The 18828-nt window shown below is 74.7% G+C and carries 17 protein-coding genes and 1 pseudogene; 13 read left to right on the top strand and 5 right to left on the bottom strand.

The window, feature by feature from the left end; all coding sequences use genetic code 11:
• Positions 1-21: 21 nt before the first annotated feature.
• Positions 22-1659 (bottom strand): acyl-CoA dehydrogenase family protein, encoded by a 1638-nt coding sequence (locus ABD350_RS03755; RefSeq protein ID WP_344346222.1) that lies wholly within the window; start codon positions 1657-1659, stop codon positions 22-24.
• A 154-nt stretch (positions 1660-1813) separates the two neighbouring features.
• Here ABD350_RS03755 and ABD350_RS03750 point away from each other — a divergent pair.
• The 3 genes and pseudogenes from ABD350_RS03750 to ABD350_RS03740 form a co-directional block, all read left to right on the top strand.
• Positions 1814-2941 (top strand): annotated as a pseudogene (locus tag ABD350_RS03750) (YihY/virulence factor BrkB family protein); the annotation flags it as partial.
• 647 nt (positions 2942-3588) lie between these two features.
• Positions 3589-4410, top strand: coding sequence for a VC0807 family protein (locus ABD350_RS03745; protein WP_344346221.1), 822 nt, complete (start codon positions 3589-3591; stop codon positions 4408-4410).
• A gap of 10 nt (positions 4411-4420) precedes the next feature.
• Positions 4421-5110, top strand: coding sequence for a helix-turn-helix domain-containing protein (locus ABD350_RS03740; RefSeq protein WP_344346220.1), 690 nt, complete (start codon positions 4421-4423; stop codon positions 5108-5110).
• On the opposite strand, the gene ABD350_RS03735 is transcribed toward ABD350_RS03740, so the two are convergent.
• Positions 5090-5494 carry a VOC family protein gene (locus ABD350_RS03735; RefSeq protein ID WP_344346219.1) on the bottom strand — a complete coding sequence of 135 codons (405 nt, stop codon included), beginning with the start codon at positions 5492-5494 and terminating at the stop codon, positions 5090-5092. The two genes, ABD350_RS03740 and ABD350_RS03735, sit on opposite strands and share 21 nt — an antisense overlap.
• A gap of 489 nt (positions 5495-5983) precedes the next feature.
• Here ABD350_RS03735 and ABD350_RS03730 point away from each other — a divergent pair, with 489 nt between their 5' ends.
• The gene (locus ABD350_RS03730; protein WP_344346218.1) at positions 5984-6664 is read left to right on the top strand and encodes a DUF4232 domain-containing protein; all 681 of its coding nucleotides are present in this window, start codon (positions 5984-5986) and stop codon (positions 6662-6664) included.
• A gap of 25 nt (positions 6665-6689) precedes the next feature.
• Here ABD350_RS03730 and ABD350_RS03725 read toward each other — a convergent pair whose 3' ends face one another.
• Positions 6690-7322: a VOC family protein gene (locus ABD350_RS03725; protein WP_344346217.1), complete on the bottom strand. Its 633-nt coding sequence runs from the start codon at positions 7320-7322 to the stop codon at positions 6690-6692.
• A 62-nt stretch (positions 7323-7384) separates the two neighbouring features.
• Here ABD350_RS03725 and ABD350_RS03720 point away from each other — a divergent pair, with 62 nt between their 5' ends.
• The 4 genes from ABD350_RS03720 to ABD350_RS03705 all read left to right on the top strand — a co-directional run bounded on the left by ABD350_RS03720 (position 7385) and on the right by ABD350_RS03705 (position 10194).
• Positions 7385-7975 carry a membrane lipoprotein gene (locus ABD350_RS03720; RefSeq protein WP_344346216.1) on the top strand — a complete coding sequence of 197 codons (591 nt, stop codon included), beginning with the start codon at positions 7385-7387 and terminating at the stop codon, positions 7973-7975.
• 279 nt (positions 7976-8254) lie between these two features.
• Complete coding sequence (locus tag ABD350_RS03715) at positions 8255-8920, top strand: ThuA domain-containing protein (protein WP_344346215.1); 666 nt, start codon at positions 8255-8257, stop codon at positions 8918-8920.
• 156 nt (positions 8921-9076) lie between these two features.
• Entirely contained in the window at positions 9077-9940 is an 864-nt protein-coding gene (locus ABD350_RS03710; protein WP_344346214.1) for an isocitrate lyase/PEP mutase family protein, read from the top strand.
• On the top strand, positions 9937-10194 hold the full coding sequence (locus ABD350_RS03705) for a hypothetical protein (protein WP_344346213.1): 258 nt from the start codon (positions 9937-9939) through the stop codon (positions 10192-10194). The genes ABD350_RS03710 and ABD350_RS03705 overlap by 4 nt, the downstream gene beginning before the upstream one ends.
• Before the next feature lie 119 nt (positions 10195-10313).
• Here the strand turns inward: ABD350_RS03705 and ABD350_RS03700 are convergent, their stop codons facing one another.
• Positions 10314-10517 (bottom strand): hypothetical protein, encoded by a 204-nt coding sequence (locus ABD350_RS03700; protein WP_344346212.1) that lies wholly within the window; start codon positions 10515-10517, stop codon positions 10314-10316.
• 83 nt (positions 10518-10600) lie between these two features.
• Here ABD350_RS03700 and ABD350_RS03695 point away from each other — a divergent pair, with 83 nt between their 5' ends.
• Positions 10601-11074 carry a hypothetical protein gene (locus ABD350_RS03695; RefSeq protein ID WP_344346211.1) on the top strand — a complete coding sequence of 158 codons (474 nt, stop codon included), beginning with the start codon at positions 10601-10603 and terminating at the stop codon, positions 11072-11074.
• 127 nt (positions 11075-11201) lie between these two features.
• On the top strand, positions 11202-12770 hold the full coding sequence (locus ABD350_RS03690) for a carboxylesterase/lipase family protein (RefSeq protein WP_344346210.1): 1569 nt from the start codon (positions 11202-11204) through the stop codon (positions 12768-12770).
• 741 nt (positions 12771-13511) lie between these two features.
• Here ABD350_RS03690 and mmuM read toward each other — a convergent pair.
• Entirely contained in the window at positions 13512-14444 is a 933-nt protein-coding gene (mmuM, locus tag ABD350_RS03685; protein WP_344346209.1) for a homocysteine S-methyltransferase, read from the bottom strand.
• Between the two features lie 147 nt (positions 14445-14591).
• Between mmuM and ABD350_RS03680 the strand changes: the two genes are divergently transcribed.
• The 3 genes from ABD350_RS03680 to ABD350_RS03670 all read left to right on the top strand — a co-directional run bounded on the left by ABD350_RS03680 (position 14592) and on the right by ABD350_RS03670 (position 18785).
• Positions 14592-15704 (top strand): glycoside hydrolase family 43 protein, encoded by a 1113-nt coding sequence (locus ABD350_RS03680; protein ID WP_344346208.1) that lies wholly within the window; start codon positions 14592-14594, stop codon positions 15702-15704.
• A gap of 251 nt (positions 15705-15955) precedes the next feature.
• Complete coding sequence (locus tag ABD350_RS03675; protein ID WP_344346207.1) at positions 15956-17005, top strand: rhamnogalacturonan acetylesterase; 1050 nt, start codon at positions 15956-15958, stop codon at positions 17003-17005.
• A gap of 70 nt (positions 17006-17075) precedes the next feature.
• Positions 17076-18785, top strand: coding sequence for a DUF2264 domain-containing protein (locus ABD350_RS03670; protein ID WP_344346416.1), 1710 nt, complete (start codon positions 17076-17078; stop codon positions 18783-18785).
• Positions 18786-18828 lie beyond the last annotated feature (43 nt).

Genomic DNA, 18828 nt, shown 5'->3' with positions numbered 1-18828 from the left:
GGCGTGACGGTACCCGGCCGTTCAGGCCGGCCGCGCCCGCTCGACCACCGACTCCAGGTCCAGGCCCGACGGCAGGGTGCCGAAGGACGCGCCGTGGTCGCCGCCCAGGCGGGAGGCGCAGAAGGCGTCGGCGACCTCCGGCGGCGCGTGCCGTACCAGAAGCGATCCCTGGAGCACCAGCGCGAGCCGCTCCACCAGCCGCCGGGCCCGCCCCTCGACGCCCTCCAGGTCCGCGAGTTCGGTGAACAGGTCCTTCACCGCCCGGTCCAGCCGGTGGTCCGCGCCGTGCGCCCGGCCGATCTCGGTGAGGCAGGCGTCCAGCGCTCCCGGCTCCCGGCGCAGCGCCCGCAGCACGTCCAGCGCCTGCACGTTCCCCGCGCCCTCCCAGATGGAGTTCAGCGGCGACTCCCGCACCAGCCGGGGCAGTCCGGACTCCTCGACGTACCCGTTGCCGCCCAGGCACTCGGCCGCCTCCACGGCCACCGGCGCACACCGCTTGGTGATCCAGTACTTGGCGGCCGGCACCGCCAGCCGCAGGAACGCCCGCTCCTGCTCACCGCCGTCGTCGCAGGCCGCGGCGAGCCGCAGCGCGAGCGCCGTCGCCGCCTCCGACTCCAGCGCCAGGTCGGCGAGCACGTTGCGCATCAGCGGCTTGTCGATCAGCTTCCCGCCGAACGCCTCCCGGTACGCGCAGTGGTGCACCGCCTGGGCCACCGCCTGCCGCATCAGCCCCGCCGAGCCGAGCGCGCAGTCCAGCCGGGTCGCGGCGACCATCCCGATGATCACCCGCACCCCGTCGCCTTCCTCGCCCACCCGGCGCGCCCAGGTGCCGTCGAACTCGACCTCGGCGGAGGCGTTGGAGCGGTTGCCCAGCTTGTCCTTCAGCCGCTGGATCAGGAAGACGTTGCGGCCGCCGTCCGGCAGGACGCGCGGCACCAGGAAGCAGGTGAGCCCGCCCGGGGCCTGGGCGAGCACCAGGAACGCGTCCGACATGGGCGCCGAGCAGAACCACTTGTGCCCGGTCAGCAGGTACGTGCCCGCCTCCGCGAGCGGCCGGGCCACGGTCGTGTTGGCGCGGACGTCGCTGCCGCCCTGCTTCTCCGTCATCCCCATCCCGAACAGGGCTCCGGGCTTCTGTCCGGCCACCCGCAGCTGCGGGTCGTAGACGGTGGACGCCAGCCGGGGCTCCCACTCGGCGGCGAGCTCCACGTCGGCACGCAGCGCGGGCACGGCCGCGTGCGTCATCGACAGCGGACAGCAGGTGCCCGCCTCGGCCTGCGTCCACACCAGGAACCCGGCCGCCCGGCGCACGTGCCCGGAGGGCCGCGTCCAGGCTCCGCCGGCCAGCCCGGCCGAGACCCCCTTGCCGAGCAGCCGGTGCCAGGCCGGGTCGAACTCCACCTCGTCGATCCGGTGGCCGTAGCGGTCGTGGCCGCGCAGCCGGGGCGGATGCTCGTCCGCCCGCACCGCCCACTCCTGCACCTGGGCCGACCCCACCGCCCGGCCCAGCGCGGACAGCTCCGCGCGCACTTCGTCCAGGACGTCCGCGCCGGTGTACCGGTCGACGGCCTCGGCGAGGGCGCGGTCGGCGGTGAAGACGTCGTAGCCGACCAGCGGCGGGGGCTGGTTGGTCACGGTGTGGGTGGGGGTGCCTGCCATGATGGGGAACCTACCCGGGAAGACCGCGGTGATGGCTTCCAGAGTGACACAGCGAGGCCGCGCGGCGGGCCGGAACCGCCTCCGTCCACCCCGTTGAGCCGGTCGCGGGCCCCGGAAGGTGAGGGCGGTCCCGTGCTGCGGATACCTTTGGCTCGTGCAGCCAGCAAGTGAACCCCCCGAGCGCCCGGCCGGCCGCTTCCACCGGGCCAGAGCTCTCTACCGGAACGTCTCCAAGCGCAGGACCGCCTGGCTGTTGCTCAAGGACACCGTCAACTCCTGCATGGAGTACCGCATCCTCGGCCTGGCGGCGGAGGCGGCGTTCTTCACGCTGCTGTCCGTGCCGCCGCTGCTGCTGAGCCTGATCGGCCTGCTCGGCTACGTCGACGACTGGACCGGCGCGGACACCATCCACAGCCTGGAGACCAACCTCCTGGACGCGTCGCGCACGGTGCTGTCCGACAAGGGCGTCAAGGACATCGCCGAGCCGATCCTGCACGACGTGATGAAGGGCGGCCGGCCCGACGTCATCTCCATAGGCTTCCTGTTCGCCCTGTGGTCCGGTTCCCGCGCGGTGAACGTCTTCATCGACACCATCACCGTCATGTACGGGCTCGACGGCGTCCGGGGCATCGTGAAGACCCGGATCATGGCGTTCCTGCTGTTCATCGTGGCGCTGCTGATCGGCTCGGTGGCGCTGCCGCTGATGGTGGCCGGGCCGGACGCGGTGGTGAGGATCGTGCCCTGGTCGGAGACGGTCGTCCAGGTGCTGTACTGGCCGGTCGTGATCGTCCTGTCCATCGCCTTCCTGACGACGCTGTACCACGTCTCGGTGCCGGTCCGCTCCCCGTGGATCGAGGACGTGCCCGGCGCGCTGGTCGCCCTCGCGATGTGGGTCCTGGGCAGCTTCCTGCTGCGCATCTACCTCATGTACACCATCGAGGGCGCCACGATCTACGGCTCCCTCGCCGCCGCGGTCGCCGTGCTGCTGTGGATCGGGGTGGGCGCCTTCGCGGTGCTCGTCGGCGCGGCCGTGAACGCGGCCATCGACCGGGTCTGGCCGGCCGCGGCCACGGCCGCCGCGCGCGAGGCCAACGAGCGGATGCGGGAGGCGCAGGTCGCCGAGTACGTGGCCCGCGCCGCGGCGGCGGCCCGCGAGGCCGACCCGGACGACCCCGACATGCCCTCCGAGTTCCCCGAGCGCTGGTCCCGCTTCCTGCCCCCGGAAGACGTGACGGCACGGCTGCGCAGCCATGCGCGCAATCCCCATCACGCGCACCGGGGGAACGGCGACGCGAAGGGGAGCGGGGAGAACGGGAGCGGCGGGGGCCCCGAGGGTGGCGGGAGCAGCGGGGGAAGCGGTGGTACCGGGGGCAGTGGTGGTGCCGGCGGAGTGAACGGTGCCGGCGGTGCCGGTGGGACGCCTGGGCCCGGTGGTGGTGCCGGCGGTTTCGGTGGCGGCGCGAGCAATGGCTTCGGCGGGGCCGGGGGGTACTGGGCCGGGGGTAACGGCGGTGCCGGTGACGGGGCGTACTGGAACGGCGACCTCAACGGCAACGGCGACCTCAACGGCAGCGGCAGCGGTGCCGGCGACGGTGGGGACGGCAGGAGCGCGGCACGCCCCGAGTGGTGAGCGCTGGGCGGTGGCGTTGTGGGCGGTGGCGATGCTCCACCGCCTCTCGGGCCGTCCGCCGACGTGACGGCCGGCCGTCTCCACCCTCCGGGCTAGGTCCGCAGGTGGAGAACGCGCCGGTGCCGGTACTCCGTTTCTCCACCCGTCACTCCACCCGTGCTCCGATCCGCCGGACCCCGCCCCGCGCCTAGCGTGAGGGCACAGACCGGAGCCGTCCGGCCGCGGCAGGACAGCCGGGCGTCGGCACCGTCGCGGCATCGCCCGGTACGGCTCCGGCGCCGGGCAAGGAGGCAGCGGTCATGGCGGAGCGCGTGGGACGCGGGGAACAGCGCGGTACGACGGAGAGGCCGACCGGGACCGGGGGAGTGATCAGCGCCGCCGGGCCGATCGGAGCGGGCGAGCCACCCGACCGCACCAACCGATCGGGGCCCCTCGAACCCCCCGGACGTCCAAGGCCCCCCGGCACCCTCCGCGGCCCTCTGCTCGCCCTCGCGGTGGACATCCTCCTACCGCTCCTCGTCTACTACGCGGCCCGCGCACTCGGCGCCGATCAGGCTCCGGCCCTGCTGCTCAGCGGCGCACCGCCGGCCCTGCGCCTGCTCGCCGACGCCGTGCGGCACCGCCGTATCGACGGGGTGGACCTGTTCCTCACGGTGCTGCTCGCCGCCGCCGCGCTGGTGTCCCTGATCGGCGGCGGCCCCCGCGTCCTGCTGTTCAAGAACGCGGCGCTGCCCCTGGCGGTCGGCGCCTGGGCGCTCGGCACCGCGTTCACCCAGAGGCCCCTGGCCTTCCAGCTGGGCCAGCGGCTGCACCGGGGCGACGCGGCCCGCGCCCGGGCCGGACTCTGGCAGGACAGCGCCCCCTTCCGCCGCGGGCTGCGTGTGCTCACCCTGCTCTGGGGAGCCGAACAGTTCCTCGACGGCGGCGCGGGCGCCCTCGCCGCCGCCACGCTGCCGCCCGACACGGTGCCGCTGCTGGACCGCGCCGTCTCCCTCGTGCTGCTCGCCCTGGCCGCCGGGACCACCGCCGGTTACACCCGCCGCTTCCGCAGACGCCACGCGCTCCCGCTGTTCGGCGCCCCCGCGCCGGCGACGGCACCACGGGCGTCGTCCACCCCGTAGGCTGGCTGCCGTGTACACGGAGCGGGCGTCACGGCTGACCGGCGCGGTCGTGTGGACGAAGTCCCCGGCCGGCACCGGCACCCGGCCCGTGCTGCCGGACGGCTGCATGGACCTGCTGTGGAGCGAGGGCCGGCTGCTGGTCGCGGGCCCCGACACCCGCCCCTACGCCCCCGAAGGCCCGGCCCGTTCCTGGGCGGGCATCCGCTTCTTCCCCGGCACCGCGCCCGCGCTGCTCGGCGTACCGGCGCACGAACTGCGGGATCTGCGGGTGGAGTTGGCTGACCTCTGGCCCGCGGCGAGGGTCCGTCGGCTGCGCGACCGGCTCGCGGCGGCCCCCGACCCGGCGAGCGCGCTGGAGGACATCGCCCTGGAGCGGGCGGCGGAGGCGGGAACCCCGGACCCGCTGCTGCGCCGACTGGTGGAGTGCCTGGACGAGGGCCGCCCGGTGTCGGCGACGGCCGCCGAACTCGGTCTCGGTGAACGCCGGTTGCACCGCCGCTGCCTGACCGCGTTCGGGTACGGGCCGAAGACCCTGGCCCGGATCCTGCGGCTGCGGCGGGCGCTGGCCCTGGCCCGCGCCGGGACGCCGTACGTGGAGACGGCGATCCGCGCGGGCTACGCGGACCAGCCGCACCTGGCGCGGGAGGTGCGCCGGCTGGCGGGGATGCCGCTCGGCGAGCTACTCGCCGGGGGCGGGTAGCGGCGCGAACAGATCGACCGGGTTGCCGTCGGGGTCGTGCACGGTGGCGTACCGCTGCCCCCAGAAGGCGTCCCACGGCTTCAGCTCCCCGTGGTGGCCGGCGGCCACCAGCTCCTCGTACCGGGCGTCGACCTCGGCGGGGGAGCCGCACCGGAAGGCGAGCGAGACCCGCCCCGCGCCGGCGGGCGGCCGCCATCCGGGATGGAAGGAGCGGATGGTCTCCTCGGTGTCCAGGGCGAGCACCAGCCCGCCGGGCAACTCGGCCTCGACATGCGGCTGGTCCTCGGCTCCCTCGGGGAACACCAGCCCGAGCCGGCGGTAGAAGGCGAGAGAGGCGGCCAGGTCGGAGCTGACCAGGCCGATCACGGCGATACGTACGGTCATGCGGCCACCGTAGGCGGCGGCCGGCGGGACGGTCTTGAAGGAATCGGACACCGGCCGCCGACGCCCGGCCATGCTCGCCGTCCGCCCATGGGGGAGCCGGGGAGGGCCTGTCACCGGCTGGGGTCAAGGCCCGCCGGGTCATGAATCCGTCCCAAGGGGCAGCGGCCCGCAAAGGGTCGCGGACGGTCGCGGAACGGTGCGGGAACCGCCGTCCCGGCGGGCCGCCGACGCGCCCGGCGCGGTAGGGCGTACCGCGCCCCGACCTCGTCTCTCCGGCCGGATCGCGTCAGGGAGTACCGGAAGGAGCCGTGCGGTGCGGACGGGGTGCGTCCGGCGGCGTGGCGTGCCGTGGCCGTCTCCGGCTGTAACAGGGATGTACCAGGGGGTAGTCGGGTGAAACGGTGAACCGGTCCGGGCGACTCTTGGCAGTCGGAAAGAGCTCGCCCGTACCGACGGGCCGGCGACCCGACGGATACCGAGGATGACACCATGCGCATCAACAAGATGACCATCGCCGCCCTGGCCGTTGTCGCGGGCCTCTCGCTCACCGCCTGCCAGAGCGGCGACGGTGCCACGAGCCGGAGCGACTCGCCCGCCGCGCCCGCGTCGTCTTCGCCGAGCGACGCTTCGGGATCGGACGCCTCCGCTCAGAGCGCAGCGAAGGGTTCCGCCGGGAAGGACTCGGGCGGGAAGGACTCGGGCGGGAAACAGGGCACGACCGCCGGAACCGGCTCCGGCACGAACGGCGGGGTCGGCAAGTGCCGCACCGACGAGCTGGAGGTCAAGGCGATGAGCAACACCGTCGACGGCGACCCGGACGGCACCGTCGCGGTGGAGTTCACGAACGGCGGCGGCCGGGCCTGCGCGCTCTCGGGCTACGCCGGTGTCGACCTGAAGACCAGCGCCGGGTCGCTGTCCGCGAAGCGCACCGGCGAGCAGTCGAGCCGGGTCGTCCTGAAGGACGGCGAGTCGGTGGCCTTCGGCATCACCTACCCGGTCAACGACTCGGGCGGCTCCGGCGTCCGCATCACGGGGCTGGTGGTGACCCCGCCGGACGAGACGAAGTCGGTCTCCCTCGCCTGGCCGGGCGCCGCCACGCTGCCCGTCACGGACGGCTCCGGCTCCCCGGTGAAGGTCGGCCCGATCGGAAGCGCCGGCCAGGGCGGCTGAGTACTCAAGTCGCCCTCGGCGCGGCTCAGTCGAAGACGACGGGCCCGTGCGGGGTGTGCACGGTGAAGGTGAACGCGGTGGGTCCCTCGGCCAGGTCCAGCGAGGTGCCCAGCGCCGCCAGCCGGAGGCGTACCGCCTCCGGGTCGGGCACCGAGGCCGACACCGCCAGCAGCGGGGCGACCGGCAGGCCCGACGCGGCCGGGTGCCGGGAGTCGCCCCAGTCGATCAGGAACGGCACCGGATCCGGAGCGCCCCCGGCATCGGTGCCGGTCAGCCGCCAGCGCAGTACGGTGCCGTCCGGAGTGCGGCGGCTCATCTCCCGTGGCGCGCCCGGGTCGACACCCCGCGCTCGGGCCCGGGCGATGGCCGCGTCCAGGTCGGGTGGGCTGATCGCCCAGGTCAGCACGGTGGGCCCGGCCAGCCGGCCGACGCCGAACGGCCGTGGCCCGGTGGGCTCGGGCTGCTCCGGGTCGGGGCCGATGATCTCCAGATAGCTCCGGCCGCCCAGCCCCACCAGGTGGTTCCGGGTGCCCAGAGCGGGATGGGACCCGCCGGGCACCGGCGTGACTCCGGTGCGCCGCGCGAAGTCGGCGACCGTCGCGCCCAAGTCGGGGGTGGCGAGCACGAGATGATCCAGCAACGGGGGAATGGCGTTCATCGGGCGAGAGGTTACGGGACCGGGGGTGCCCCGCGATATGCCCGTGCGGCACCATGGGCGGCATGATCCGTGCCGCACGCGCCCTGCCGCTGCTCCTGGTCCTGCCCGCACTGCTCACCGCGTGCGGCACCGAGAAGGCGCGCTCCGGCCCCGAGCCGGCGGCCTCCGGTTCCGGGCCGGCGGCTGCCGGAAGCTCCCGGGAGCCGGCGTCCGCCGCCCCGGGGCAGGCCGACATGGACGTACGCCTGCGGGCGTTGGGCATCGCACCGGAGCTCGTCTACGTCACCGAGGTACCCGGCTTCACGCTCGCGCAGCAGTCCATCGGGGTCAACGGCGACGACGGCTTCTCCGTCGCGTACGGGGCGAAGGACGGCGCCATCCTGCACCTGTACGCGGAGCGGGGCAGCGCCGCCGACTGCCCCCGGGACCACGTCTGCCGGGCACCCGCGAAGGGCCAAGTGGTGCGCCTGTACGGGGAGAAGGTCGCACCCGACGTGCTCCGCCGGGCCGCCGACGCCGTCCACCGCCCCACCCCCGCCGAACTCGCCCCGCTCCTGCCGCCGCCCCGCACGGCGACGGCCCCGGTACAGCGCGGCGACCTCCCGCCCTACGGCGACGGCGCCCCGGACAACAGCGTCCCCGGAAGCAGCTGAACCACCCCACTCGCCCCTTCGCCCCCGCGCGCCACCGGACAACTCCGGCCGGGCACGGGGCGATTCCCGCACGGCACCGGACAACTCCCACCGACCACCGGGCAACCCCGCCCGTCACCCGGCGACACACCCGCGCCCCCCACCCGTGCCGCGCCGCCCCGCACCGCGCCCGGCACCCACCGCGACCGGCCCCGTCGGCCGCCACCGCGCTCCGACCCGCCGCCGACTGATCCGCCCTGGTGACCGGTTGACCCCCACCTCGTCCCGGAGGACCCCGCCATGCCCGCTCCCGCTCCCCGTCTCCTCCTCTACACCCGTACCACCGACTACCGGCACGACTCCATCCCGGATGCCGTGGCCGCCGTGCGGGCGTCGGGCGGGTTCGTCGTGGAGCACACCGAGGATCCCGCGGACCTCGAACGCCCGCTGGACGGGTTCGCGGTCGTGGTCTTCCTGTCCACCAGCGGGGAGGTACTGACCCCGGCCGGACGCGCGCGGCTGGAGCGGTACACGAGGGCGGGCGGCGGCTTCGCCGGGGTGCACGCGGCGGCCTGCACCGAGTACGGGTGGCCGTACTACGGCCGGCTCCTCGGCGCCCGCTTCACCCGGCACCCCGCCTGCCAGCCGGGGCGGGCCCTCGTCGCCGACCCCGGTCACCCCGCCACCCGGCAGTTGCCGCCGAGGTGGGAGTTGACCGACGAGTGGTACGACTTCGACCGTGCCCCGGACGCCCCGGCCCGGGTGCTGCTGCGCGCGGACGAGACGTCGTACGACGGCGGGGGGATGGGCGCGGACCATCCGCTGGCCTGGTGCCGCGAGCGGGGCCCGGTGGGCGGGCGGGTGTTTTACACAGCCCTTGGCCATGCCTCCGCCGCGTACCGTGACCCGGACTTCCTGGCTCACCTGAACGGCGGGCTCATCTGGGCGGCCGGAGTCACTAAGTAACGTTTCTGCGGTGAACCGGTTCCTCCATTGGAGTGACTAAAGCTCGCGTAGAGGGATGGTCATGTGTCTACCTAGAGATGCTCTTGGCTTGGTAAAGGGCGTCGAGACGCGTGACCCATCCTGCCCGCGTCACCCACCCACAGAAGGAGCCGGACCTTGTCTCACGGTAAGAAGCTGCGCGAGTGCATCGCCGAGCCCGGAACCACACCGCTGATCGGCGTGTACGACATGTACTCCGCGTCGATCGCGGCCAAGCACTACGACGGGATGTTCGTCTCGGGCTTCGGCTTCGCGGCCTCGTACTACGGGCTGCCGGACATCGGATTCATCGCCTGGCCCGACATGGTGGCCTTCGTCCAGCGGCTGCGGGGCGCCTTCCCGCACCACCACCTGCTGGTGGACATCGACGACGGGTACGTCGACCCCGAGGTCGCCTGCCACGTCGTGGAGGGGCTGGAGCGCATCGGCGCCTCCGGGGTGATCCTGGAGGACCAGAAGCGGCCCCGCCGGTGCGGCCACGCCGACGGCAAGCAGGTGCTGCCCCTGGAGGAGTACCTGGAGAAGCTGCACAAGGTCCTGGAGACCCGCAAGGACCTGGTCGTGGTCGCCCGTACGGACGCCACGGACGAGAACGACATCCTGCACCGCGCCGAGCGGCTGGCCGCCACCGACGCCGACGTGGTGCTGGTCGACGGAGTGCGCAGCGTCGAGTGGATCAAGCGGATCCGGAAGGTCGTCGGGGACAAGCCGCTGCTGTTCAACCAGATCGCCGGCGGCAAGTCGCCCCGCCTGTCCCTCGGCGAACTCTCCGACCTCGGCGTGGACGTCGCCATCTACAGCACCCCGTGCCTGTTCGCCGCGCACGAGGCGATGGACTCCGCGCTCGCCGGTCTGAAGGCGGCCGACGGGCGGCTGCCGGAGGTCGATCCCGCGAGCGGTGTCGGGGTGAAGGCCTCCACCAGCCTGCTGGAGCGCAACATCGCCCGCGACCGGCTCGTTCCCGAGGGCGTGGGCGTGTGACCCGTGCCATGTCCGGGCTCGGGAGGGCGGCGGTCGTCGCCGCCGCCTTCCTCGGGGCGGCTGCCGCCCCGGCCGTGGCCTCGGAGAGTCTGATCACCGTGATCGACAACTCCGAAGCCGACTCCTGGCTGGAAGTCGATCGCACCGCCAACCTCCAGAACGGCAGCGGCACCGCCGGCAGCGACCACGACGGCAGCGCCGTGGACGTGGTGGAGGCCCTCCTCGCCGGGCCGGACCAGGACGAGGAGGACTGAGGGGGACCGAGGGGAGAGGGGGGACAGGCGGCACCGGGAGGACAACCGCACACGAACGGCGGCCGGGCATCCCGCGTGGGGGTGGCCGGCCGTCGGGGTGTGGCGAACTCCGCCTGCGTTCAGTCCTCTCCGAGGTCGGGAAGGCCGTTCTCGTCGAGTTCGACATCCTCCTCGGGGTCGTACTCGTCGGCGGGCGAGGTCACGGTGGCGCGCTGCTGTGCGGGAGCGAGGGTGTGCCGGGTCGCATGGGCCGTGCCGTAGGCGGCGACCAGGGCGACCGCGGTCACGGCGAGGGCCCCGGTGGTACGCGTGCTGTGGTTCATGTCCGGCCAACGATCCCCGCCGGGCGGGGTCACCGTACGACGGCGGAACCGGCCCCCGACATCACGCGGTCGGCCGTTCCGCGGTGACAGGACCGGACACCGGCGGACGGACCACCGGCGGCGGCGCCGTGCCCGCCCGCCGGACACTGCTGGATGTGTGGTCCGCGATCGGCGTCACCGGTGACCCGCTGCACCGGTGCACCCTCGCGCACCACCTGGCCGACCTCTACGACGACCCCGCCCAGGCCCTGGCCTGGGACATCCGCGCCCTCGACGCCGCCGACGCCCTGACCGAACAGCGTCTGCGCGCCCACCAGGAGGGCCTCCGCCTCGACGGCTTCCGCCCGTCCCTGCACCTCAACCTCGCCGACCTCTACCGCCGGCTCGGCTCCTTCGACGCCGCCGCCGCACACATCGCCGCGGCCCGGCGGTACGCCGTCGGCCTCCCGCGGGACGGCTACGGCACCCTGGTCCGCGCCGCGATCGGCGAGGTGGCCGAGGCCGTCACCCGCCGGGACACCGCTCAGCGGGCCTCCGCGCCGGGGGCCGGTGCGTAGCGGGAGGTCCCTCGAACGGCCGCGTCGTGGTTCCGTGCACGGGAATACGCCCCGGCGGTGTGGTGCTCTGATGTGAACGGTGTCCGCACCGGTGAGCGGTGCGGTCGCGTGGCGAAGGCTGGTGGCGATGGCGGCAGACCAGACGGGGCCCGTGGTCCCCACCCCCTACGGGGCCGTGCGCGGCCGGTACGAGCGGGGCGTCGCGGTCTTCCGGGGGATCCCGTACGCCGCCCCGCCCTTCGGCGCCCTGCGGTTCCGCCCGCCCCGGCCGCCCGAGCCCTGGGACGGGGTCCGGGACGCCGCCGTGTTCGGGCCGACCGCGCCGAAACCGCCGTACTCCGAGGCGCTCGCCCTGTACCTGTCCGACCCCGACATCCCCGGCGACGACTGTCTCAACCTCAACGTGTGGACCCCCGAGCCGGCGCCCGGCGCCCGGCTGCCGGTGCTGGTCTGGCTACACGGCGGCGCACTGACCAGGGGCTCTTCGGCCGTGCCGGTCTACGACGGCGCCACCTTCGCGCGCGACGGGGTGGTCTGCGTCTCGGTCAACTACCGGCTCGGCGTGGAGGGCTACGGCCTGTTCCCCGACGCGCCCCCGAACCCCGGCCTGCGCGACCAGCTCGCCGCCCTGCACTGGGTGTACGAGACCATCGCGGCCTTCGGCGGCGACCCGGACCGAATCACCCTGTGCGGACAGTCCGCCGGCGCCATCAGCGCCGGCGCCCTGCTCGCGGCGCCCGGGACCCAGGGTCTGATCCGACGGGGCGTGCTGCAGAGCGGACCGCCCGAGGCCTCGGACCGCGACAAGGTACGGCGCATGGTGCGCCGGATGGCCGCCCGGCTGAAGGTACCGGCCACCGCCGAGGCGTTCGCCGCGGTGGACCGCGCTCTGCTGCTGCGCACCCAGGCCGAGGTCGGCCGGCTCGGCAGCCCGGTGCTGGGCGGTCCCGCGTTCGGCATCGTCGTGGACGGCGACCTCGTGCCCCGGGACCCGCTGAAGGCGCTGGCCGAGGGCACCGCCGCCCGGGACGCCGAGCTGCTCATGGGCTGGACCCGGGACGAGTACCGGCTGTGGCTGGTGCCCGGCGGGCTGCTGGAGCGCGTCGACCGGCTCGGCGCGGTCGCCCTGGCCGGGGCCATGGCCCGCTGCCACGCCGGTCACGACATCCCGCGCGGCTACCGGGTCCTGCACCCCGGCGCGGGAACCGCCGAGATCGTCGGCCAGATGGTCACCGACCATCTGCTGCGGGTGCCGTTGCACCGGCTCGCCGACGCCCGGCCCGGCGCCAGTTACCTGTACGAGTTCGCGTGGCCCTCCCGGCTGCCCGGCCTCGGCGCCTGCCACGCCCTGGAACTGGGCTTCGTCTTCGACACCGGGGGCGTGCCCGAGTCGAAGAAGCTGGCCGGTGAGGGCGCGCCGCAGGAGCTGTGCGACGCGATGCACACCGCGTGGGTGCGGTTCGCGACGACCGGGGACCCCGGCTGGCCGGCCTGGGACGCCACCCACCCCGTGCGGATCTTCGACGACGGCGGACCGCGCGTCGCCCACGGCCCGCGGGACGGGGAAGTCGCCCTGTGGATCACCGCCTGCGCCGACCCGGAGCCCTCACGGCAGTCCGTCCCGCGCGCCCCGGGCGCCGAACTCGCCTCCGCCATGCGCAGGCTGCGCCGCTCGGTGGGCGTCCTGCGCCGCTGATCCGGCGTTGGCGGGGGAGGGAACGAGCCGGCCGCCCGGTGGGAGGGTCCGGGCGGCCGGAGCTTCGGCCGGGGCGGGGTCGCGTCACCACGGGCGCGCCGGACCAGGCAGTCACCGATCGTACGAGATTGAGCACGCACCGTCATCGGCGCCCGGTGGCATTGCCCGCCCCGGGGGCGCCGCCCGGGCGCTCGGCCGCCCCTCACACGCCGACCCGCGCCTCCCCCGACGCTCCCGGTCCCTCCGCCGACGGGTGCTCCTCCGTCGCTCCGGTCGCCTCTGCCGTCCGGCGCTTCTCCTGGACGCTCTCGTTCGCTCTGCCGGTGCCTCTCCGGGCGCTCCCCGGCCGGCGGGTGCGTCCAGGGCGCGCTCCCGCTCCCCTTCGTCGACCGCCCACCGGTGCCTTTCCGGGTGCTTCCCGCTCCCCGGCCGGCGGGTGCGTCCAGGGCGCGCTCCCGCTCCCCTTTGTCGACCGCCCACCGGTGCCTTTCCGGGTGCTTCCCGCTCCCCGGCCGGCGGGTGCGTCCAGGACGCTCCTCGCCCCCCGCCGGCGGGTGGTCCAGGGCGCGCTCCGCCCCCTCCGTCGACCGCCCACCAGTGCCTCTCCGGGCGCTCCCCGCCCCCCGCCGACGGGTACGTCCAGGGCCGCTCCCGCCCCCTCCGTCAACCGCCAACCGGTGCCTCTCCCGGCGCCCCCGCTCCCTCCGCATCCCCCCGGCAGGGACCGCGCCAAGGCCGCCGTCAGGCCGCGGTCGCGGACAGCGTTCGCGCGATGGCTCCGATGCTCTCCGGTCCCACTCGGCAGCAGCCGCCGATCAGCCGTGCCCCCGCCTCGCGCCACGCCGTGACCCGGGCCGCGCCGAACGTCGCGGCGCCGCGCCAGGCGCGCGCCTCCGCGTCCCAGCCCTCTCCGCTGTTGGGGTAGACGACGACCGGTTTGCCGGTGACGCGGGCCGCGATCTCCACGGCGGGCCCGGCGTCCTCGGGCGCGCAGCAGTTCACACCGACCGCGATCACCTCCTCCGTGTCGGCGGCGAGCGCGAACGCCTCCTCCAGGGGCTGGCCGGCCCGCGTGCGCGGCCCGTCGACCGTGTACGACAGCCAGGCCGGCACCCCCAGTCCCCGCACCGTCCGCAGCAGCGCGGCGGCCTCGTCGGCGTCCGGCACGGTCTCCAGCGCCAGGACGTCCGGCGCGGCGGCGGCCAGCGTCTCGATCCGGGGCCGGTGGAACCGCTCCAGCTCGGCCACGCTCAGCCCGTACCGGCCCCGGTATTCGGAGCCGTCCGCGAGCATCGCCCCGTACGGGCCGACCGAGGCCGCCACCCACAGCGGGCGGCCTGCGCCCGCGTCCGCCGCCCGCCGGGCCGCCGTACGGGCCAGCTCCACGCTGCGGGCGAGCAGCCGCGCGGCCTCCGCCCGGCCGATGCCCCGCTTGCCGAAGCCCTCGAAGGTGGCCTGGTAGCCGGCCGTGATCGCCACGCTCGCGCCCGCGCGGAAGTAGGCGAGGTGGGCCTCGGTGACCGCCTCGGGCCGCTCGGCGAGCAGCCGCGCCGACCACAGCTCGTCGCTCAGGTCGTGCCCGGCCGACTCCAGCTGGTTGGACATGCCGCCGTCGAGCACGACCGTCCCGGCGGCGAGGGCGTCGGCGAGGCTGGGGGAGGTGTCGCTGGTCATGGGCACGACGCTAGTCGAAGCCGGCCGGGACCGGACCGGAGGTCGTCGTGTCCACCCCATTGACCCTCCCGTCGCCCGCCCGTACCTTTTCGGCGTTCGGGATCACAGATGCAGCACGACATATCGAACAATCGAGAGGCAGTACGCATGAGCCGCGACCACGACCTGCCCGACACGCCCGGCCGCCGAATGGTGCTCAAGGGCGCCGCGCTCGCCGCCGGCGCCCTGGCCGCCGCCCCCGGCCTCGCCCATGCGGCCCCCGCGCGGGCGACCGGCTCGAAGCCGCACCCGGAGAAGCGCCCGACGGCGACCCCGTACGTGAACCCCCTCGTCCGCCAGCGCGCCGACCCGCACATCACCCGCCACACCGACGGCCTCTACTACTTCACGGCGACCGTCCCCGAGTACGACCGCATCGTCCTGCGCCGCGCCCGCACCCTGAACGGACTGTCCACGGCCGCCGAGTCGGTGATCTGGCGGGCGCACCCGACCGGCCCGATGGCCGCCCACATATGGGCACCGGAACTGCACCGGATCGGCGGCAAGTGGTACATCTACTTCGCCTCGGCCCCCGCCGAGGACGTGTGGGCCATCCGCATGTGGGTGCTGGAGAACGCCAGTGCCGATCCGTTCAAGGGCACGTGGGTGGAGCGGGGCCAGATCAAGACGGCGTGGGAGACCTTCTCCCTGGACGCCACCACCTTCCAGCACAGTGGCACCCGTTACCTGGTCTGGGCCCAGCACGAGCCCGGCATGGACAACAACACGGCTCTCTGGATCTCGCGGATGGCCGGCCCGTGGACCCTCACCGGTCCCCAAGTGCGGCTGTCCACACCCGAGTACGACTGGGAGTGCGTCGGCTACAAGGTCAACGAGGGCCCGTACGTCCTCCAGCGCAACGGCCGCGTCTTCCTCACCTACTCGGCCAGCGCCACCGACCGGCACTACTGCGTGGGCCTGCTGACCGCCGACGCCCGCAGCGACCTGCTGGACGCCCGCAGCTGGACCAAGTCGCCCGTCCCGGTGTTCACCAGCGATGACACCACGGGGCAGTACGGCCCCGGGCACAACTGCTTCACCGTCGCCGAGGACGGCCGCACCGACGTGCTCGTCTACCACGCCCGCCAGTACAAGGAGATCACCGGCGACCCGCTGCACGACCCCAACCGGCACACCCGGATCCAGAAACTCGGCTGGAAGCCGGACGGCACCCCGGACTTCGGTGTCCCCGTGGCCGACGCCGTGCGGGAAGGGATGTGAGATGAGGCGCGCGCAAGGAGAACTGCACCGGCGTCATGGACCAGCAGTGGTCGGTCACCGCGTCCGGCTCGTACGTCACCCTCAGGTCCCGCGCGAGCGGGGAATGCCTGGACGTCTCCGGCGGACCACCGCCGACTCGGCCGCGGTCATCACCTACGCGTGCAACGGAGCGGCAAACCAGCGCTGGAATCGGGGAAGTTGATGACACATCAGGCCAGGAGACCGGCCGTGCCGACGCCGAGGAGCCGCCGGTGAGACGTCCCACCCCCCTGCTGGGCGCCGCCCTGAGCGCCCTCGTCCTGAGTACGGCCCTCACCACGGTTCCCGCCCGCGCCCACGCCGGACGGCCGCCCGGCATCGAGCACTGCACCGCCACCGCCTGCCACTTCGACGTCCCGCCCGGCACCTACGACGTGACCGTCCGGCTCGGCGCCGCCACGGCCTCCGGCACCCGCGTCACCGGCGAGACCCGCCGCTCGCTGCTGCCGGAGACCGCCGTCCCGGCCGGCGAGCACGTCACCCGGAGCTTCACCGTCGACGTCCGCACCCCCGAGGGCGAACCGGCCGGCCCCGACGGAACCCCCGGCCTGGACCTGGCGCTCGGCGGCTTCGCGCCCGCCCTCGACGCCATCCGGGTCACCCCGGCCCGGCACGCCCGCCGGCTCCTTCTCATCGGTGACTCCACGGTCTGCGACCAGCCCGCCGCCCCCTACGCCGGCTGGGGCCAGCAGCTCCCGCGGTACCTGCGCCAGGGCCTGTCCGTCGCCAACCACGCCGACTCCGGCGAGAGCACCGTCAGCTACCTCCAGGACCCACGGCTGTGGGCCACCGTCCAACCGCTGATCCGCCCCGGCGACCTCGTCCTCGTCCAGCTCGCCCACAACGACAAGACCACCGACGAGGCCACCTACCGCGCCAATCTGGCAACCCTCGTGGCCGGCATCCGGGACCGGGGCGGCGAACCGGCGCTCGTCACGCCGGTCGTGCGCCGCTGGTTCAACGCCGACGGCACCCTGGACAACGACACCGCCCTGCTCGTCAACGGCCTCGGCGTCGACCACCCGGCCGTCATCCGGCAGGTCGCCGCCACCGAGCACGTCCCGCTGATCGACCTCACCGCGAAGACCAGGGCCCTGGTGGAGTCCCTCGGCCCAGAGGCCTCCAAGGCGCTGTACCTGTACAACGAGAAGCGCGACAACACGCACACCTCCGTGCACGGCGCCACCGTCTTCGCGGCCCTGGTCCGCGACGAACTGCTCGCCCGCCACCTGGTCCCCGAGGGCAGGGTGCGAGCGGGATAGGCCCCCGGGGCGCCCCGACCGGAACCGGGGCGTCCCGGGTTCCCGCCGAGGAAGGACAGTCACGCCCGTGATCGAACTCCCCGCCGACGACCGCGAGTCGAGCCCGTACACCGGCTACACCCGCGCCCACTGGGAGGCCGCAGCCGACCGGCTCCTCGCCGCCGTCGAACCGTACGCGAGCCCCGACCGCGCCCTCTACCACCTCCCCGGCGACCATGTGAGCCGCTCCGGCCGCCTCTCCGACGGCCTCGAAGGCTACGCCCGCACCCTGCTGCTGGCCGCGTTCCGCCGCGACGAGACCGCCCTCGGCCGGTACGCCGACGGCCTCGCCGCCGGACCCGGCGGGATCTGGCCCCCGATCACCGACCGGAGCCAGCCGCTGGTGGAGGCCGCCTCGATCGCGCTCGCCCTGCGGCTGACCCGGCCGCTGCTCTGGGACCGGCTCGCCGACCCCGTGCGCCGGCGCACCGCCGACTGGCTGGCGGACGCCCTCACCGCCGCGCCCTGGCCGTGCAACTGGGAGCTGTTCCCGGTCACCGTCGGCGGCTTCCTCGCCGAGATCGGCCACCGCGAGGAGGCCGCCCGCGCCGCCGTCGACCGGGGCCTGGAACGGATCGAGGCCTGGTACGCGGGCGACGGCTGGTACAGCGACGGCGACGGCCGGAAGTTCGACTACTACAACGGCTGGGCCATGCACCTCTACCCGGTCCTGCACGCCTGGCTCGCGGACGACACCGCCCTCCTCGACCGCTACGGCCGCCGGCTCTCCCGCCATCTCGCCGACTACGCCCGCCTGTTCGGCGGCGACGGCGCCCCGCTGCGCCAGGGCCGCTCCCTGACCTATCGGTTCGCCACCACCGCCCCGCTCTGGCTGGGCGCGCTCACCGGGCACACCCCGCTGCCCCCGGGACAGACCCGGCGCCTGGCCTCGGGTGCCCTGCGGTACTTCCTGGACGGCGGCGCGGTCGACGAGCGCGGCCTGCTCCCGCTCGGCTGGCTCGCCCCCGACACCTCGCTGGTGCAGAGCTACTCCGGTCCCGCCTCGCCGTACTGGGCGAGCAAGGGCTTCCTCGGTCTGCTGCTGCCGCCCGGCCACGAGGTGTGGACGGCGCCGGAGGAGGCGGCCCCCGCCGAACACGCCGACGCGGCCCACCCGGTGCCCGCCCCGAACTGGCTGCTCCAGTCCACCGCCGCGGACGGACTGGTCCGGCTGCACAACCACGGCAGCGAGGACGTCCGGTACGACCCCTACTACACCCGGCTCGCCTACTCCACCGCCACCGCGCCCGAGCCGTCGTACGACAACAGCGTGATCGTCGGCGGCGATCCGGGCCGTACGGGCATCGAGCCGCTCGGCACGGGCGAGGGCTGGATCGCCTCCCGGCACACCGGCGGCGCCGGGACGTCCGTCACCAGCCTGGTGGTGGTGCGCGGTGCCGTGGAGGTGCGGGCCCACCTGGTGGCGGGCGCGGCACCCGGGACCCCGGTCCGGGTGACGGGCTGGCCGGAGCAGGACGGGGTGAGCGCCGAACTCGCCCCGGTGCACGGCCTGTCGGCGGAGCTGACCGGGGTCACCGCGGCGGACGGCGGCCCCACGCTCTTCGTGGCGCTCGCCCGGCTCACCGGGGAGGCGGAACCCCGGCCGCTCACCGGGCTGGTGTCCGTGGCGGTGGGCGAGGAGGAGCACGCGTACGAGCTGCGGGTGAGCTGGCCCGGCGGGCAGACCGCCGTGTTCCGGTTCACGGACGGGGGCGCACAGTGGTCGGTGGCGCCCGAGTGAGCCCAAGGGAGCGGACAGAGGCGGACGCTTCGGCGGGCGCCGA

Source organism: Streptomyces nogalater (genome assembly GCF_039532885.1).
GTDB lineage: Bacteria > Actinomycetota > Actinomycetes > Streptomycetales > Streptomycetaceae > Streptomyces > Streptomyces nogalater.
This window is presented reverse-complemented; position numbering and strand designations above follow the sequence as displayed.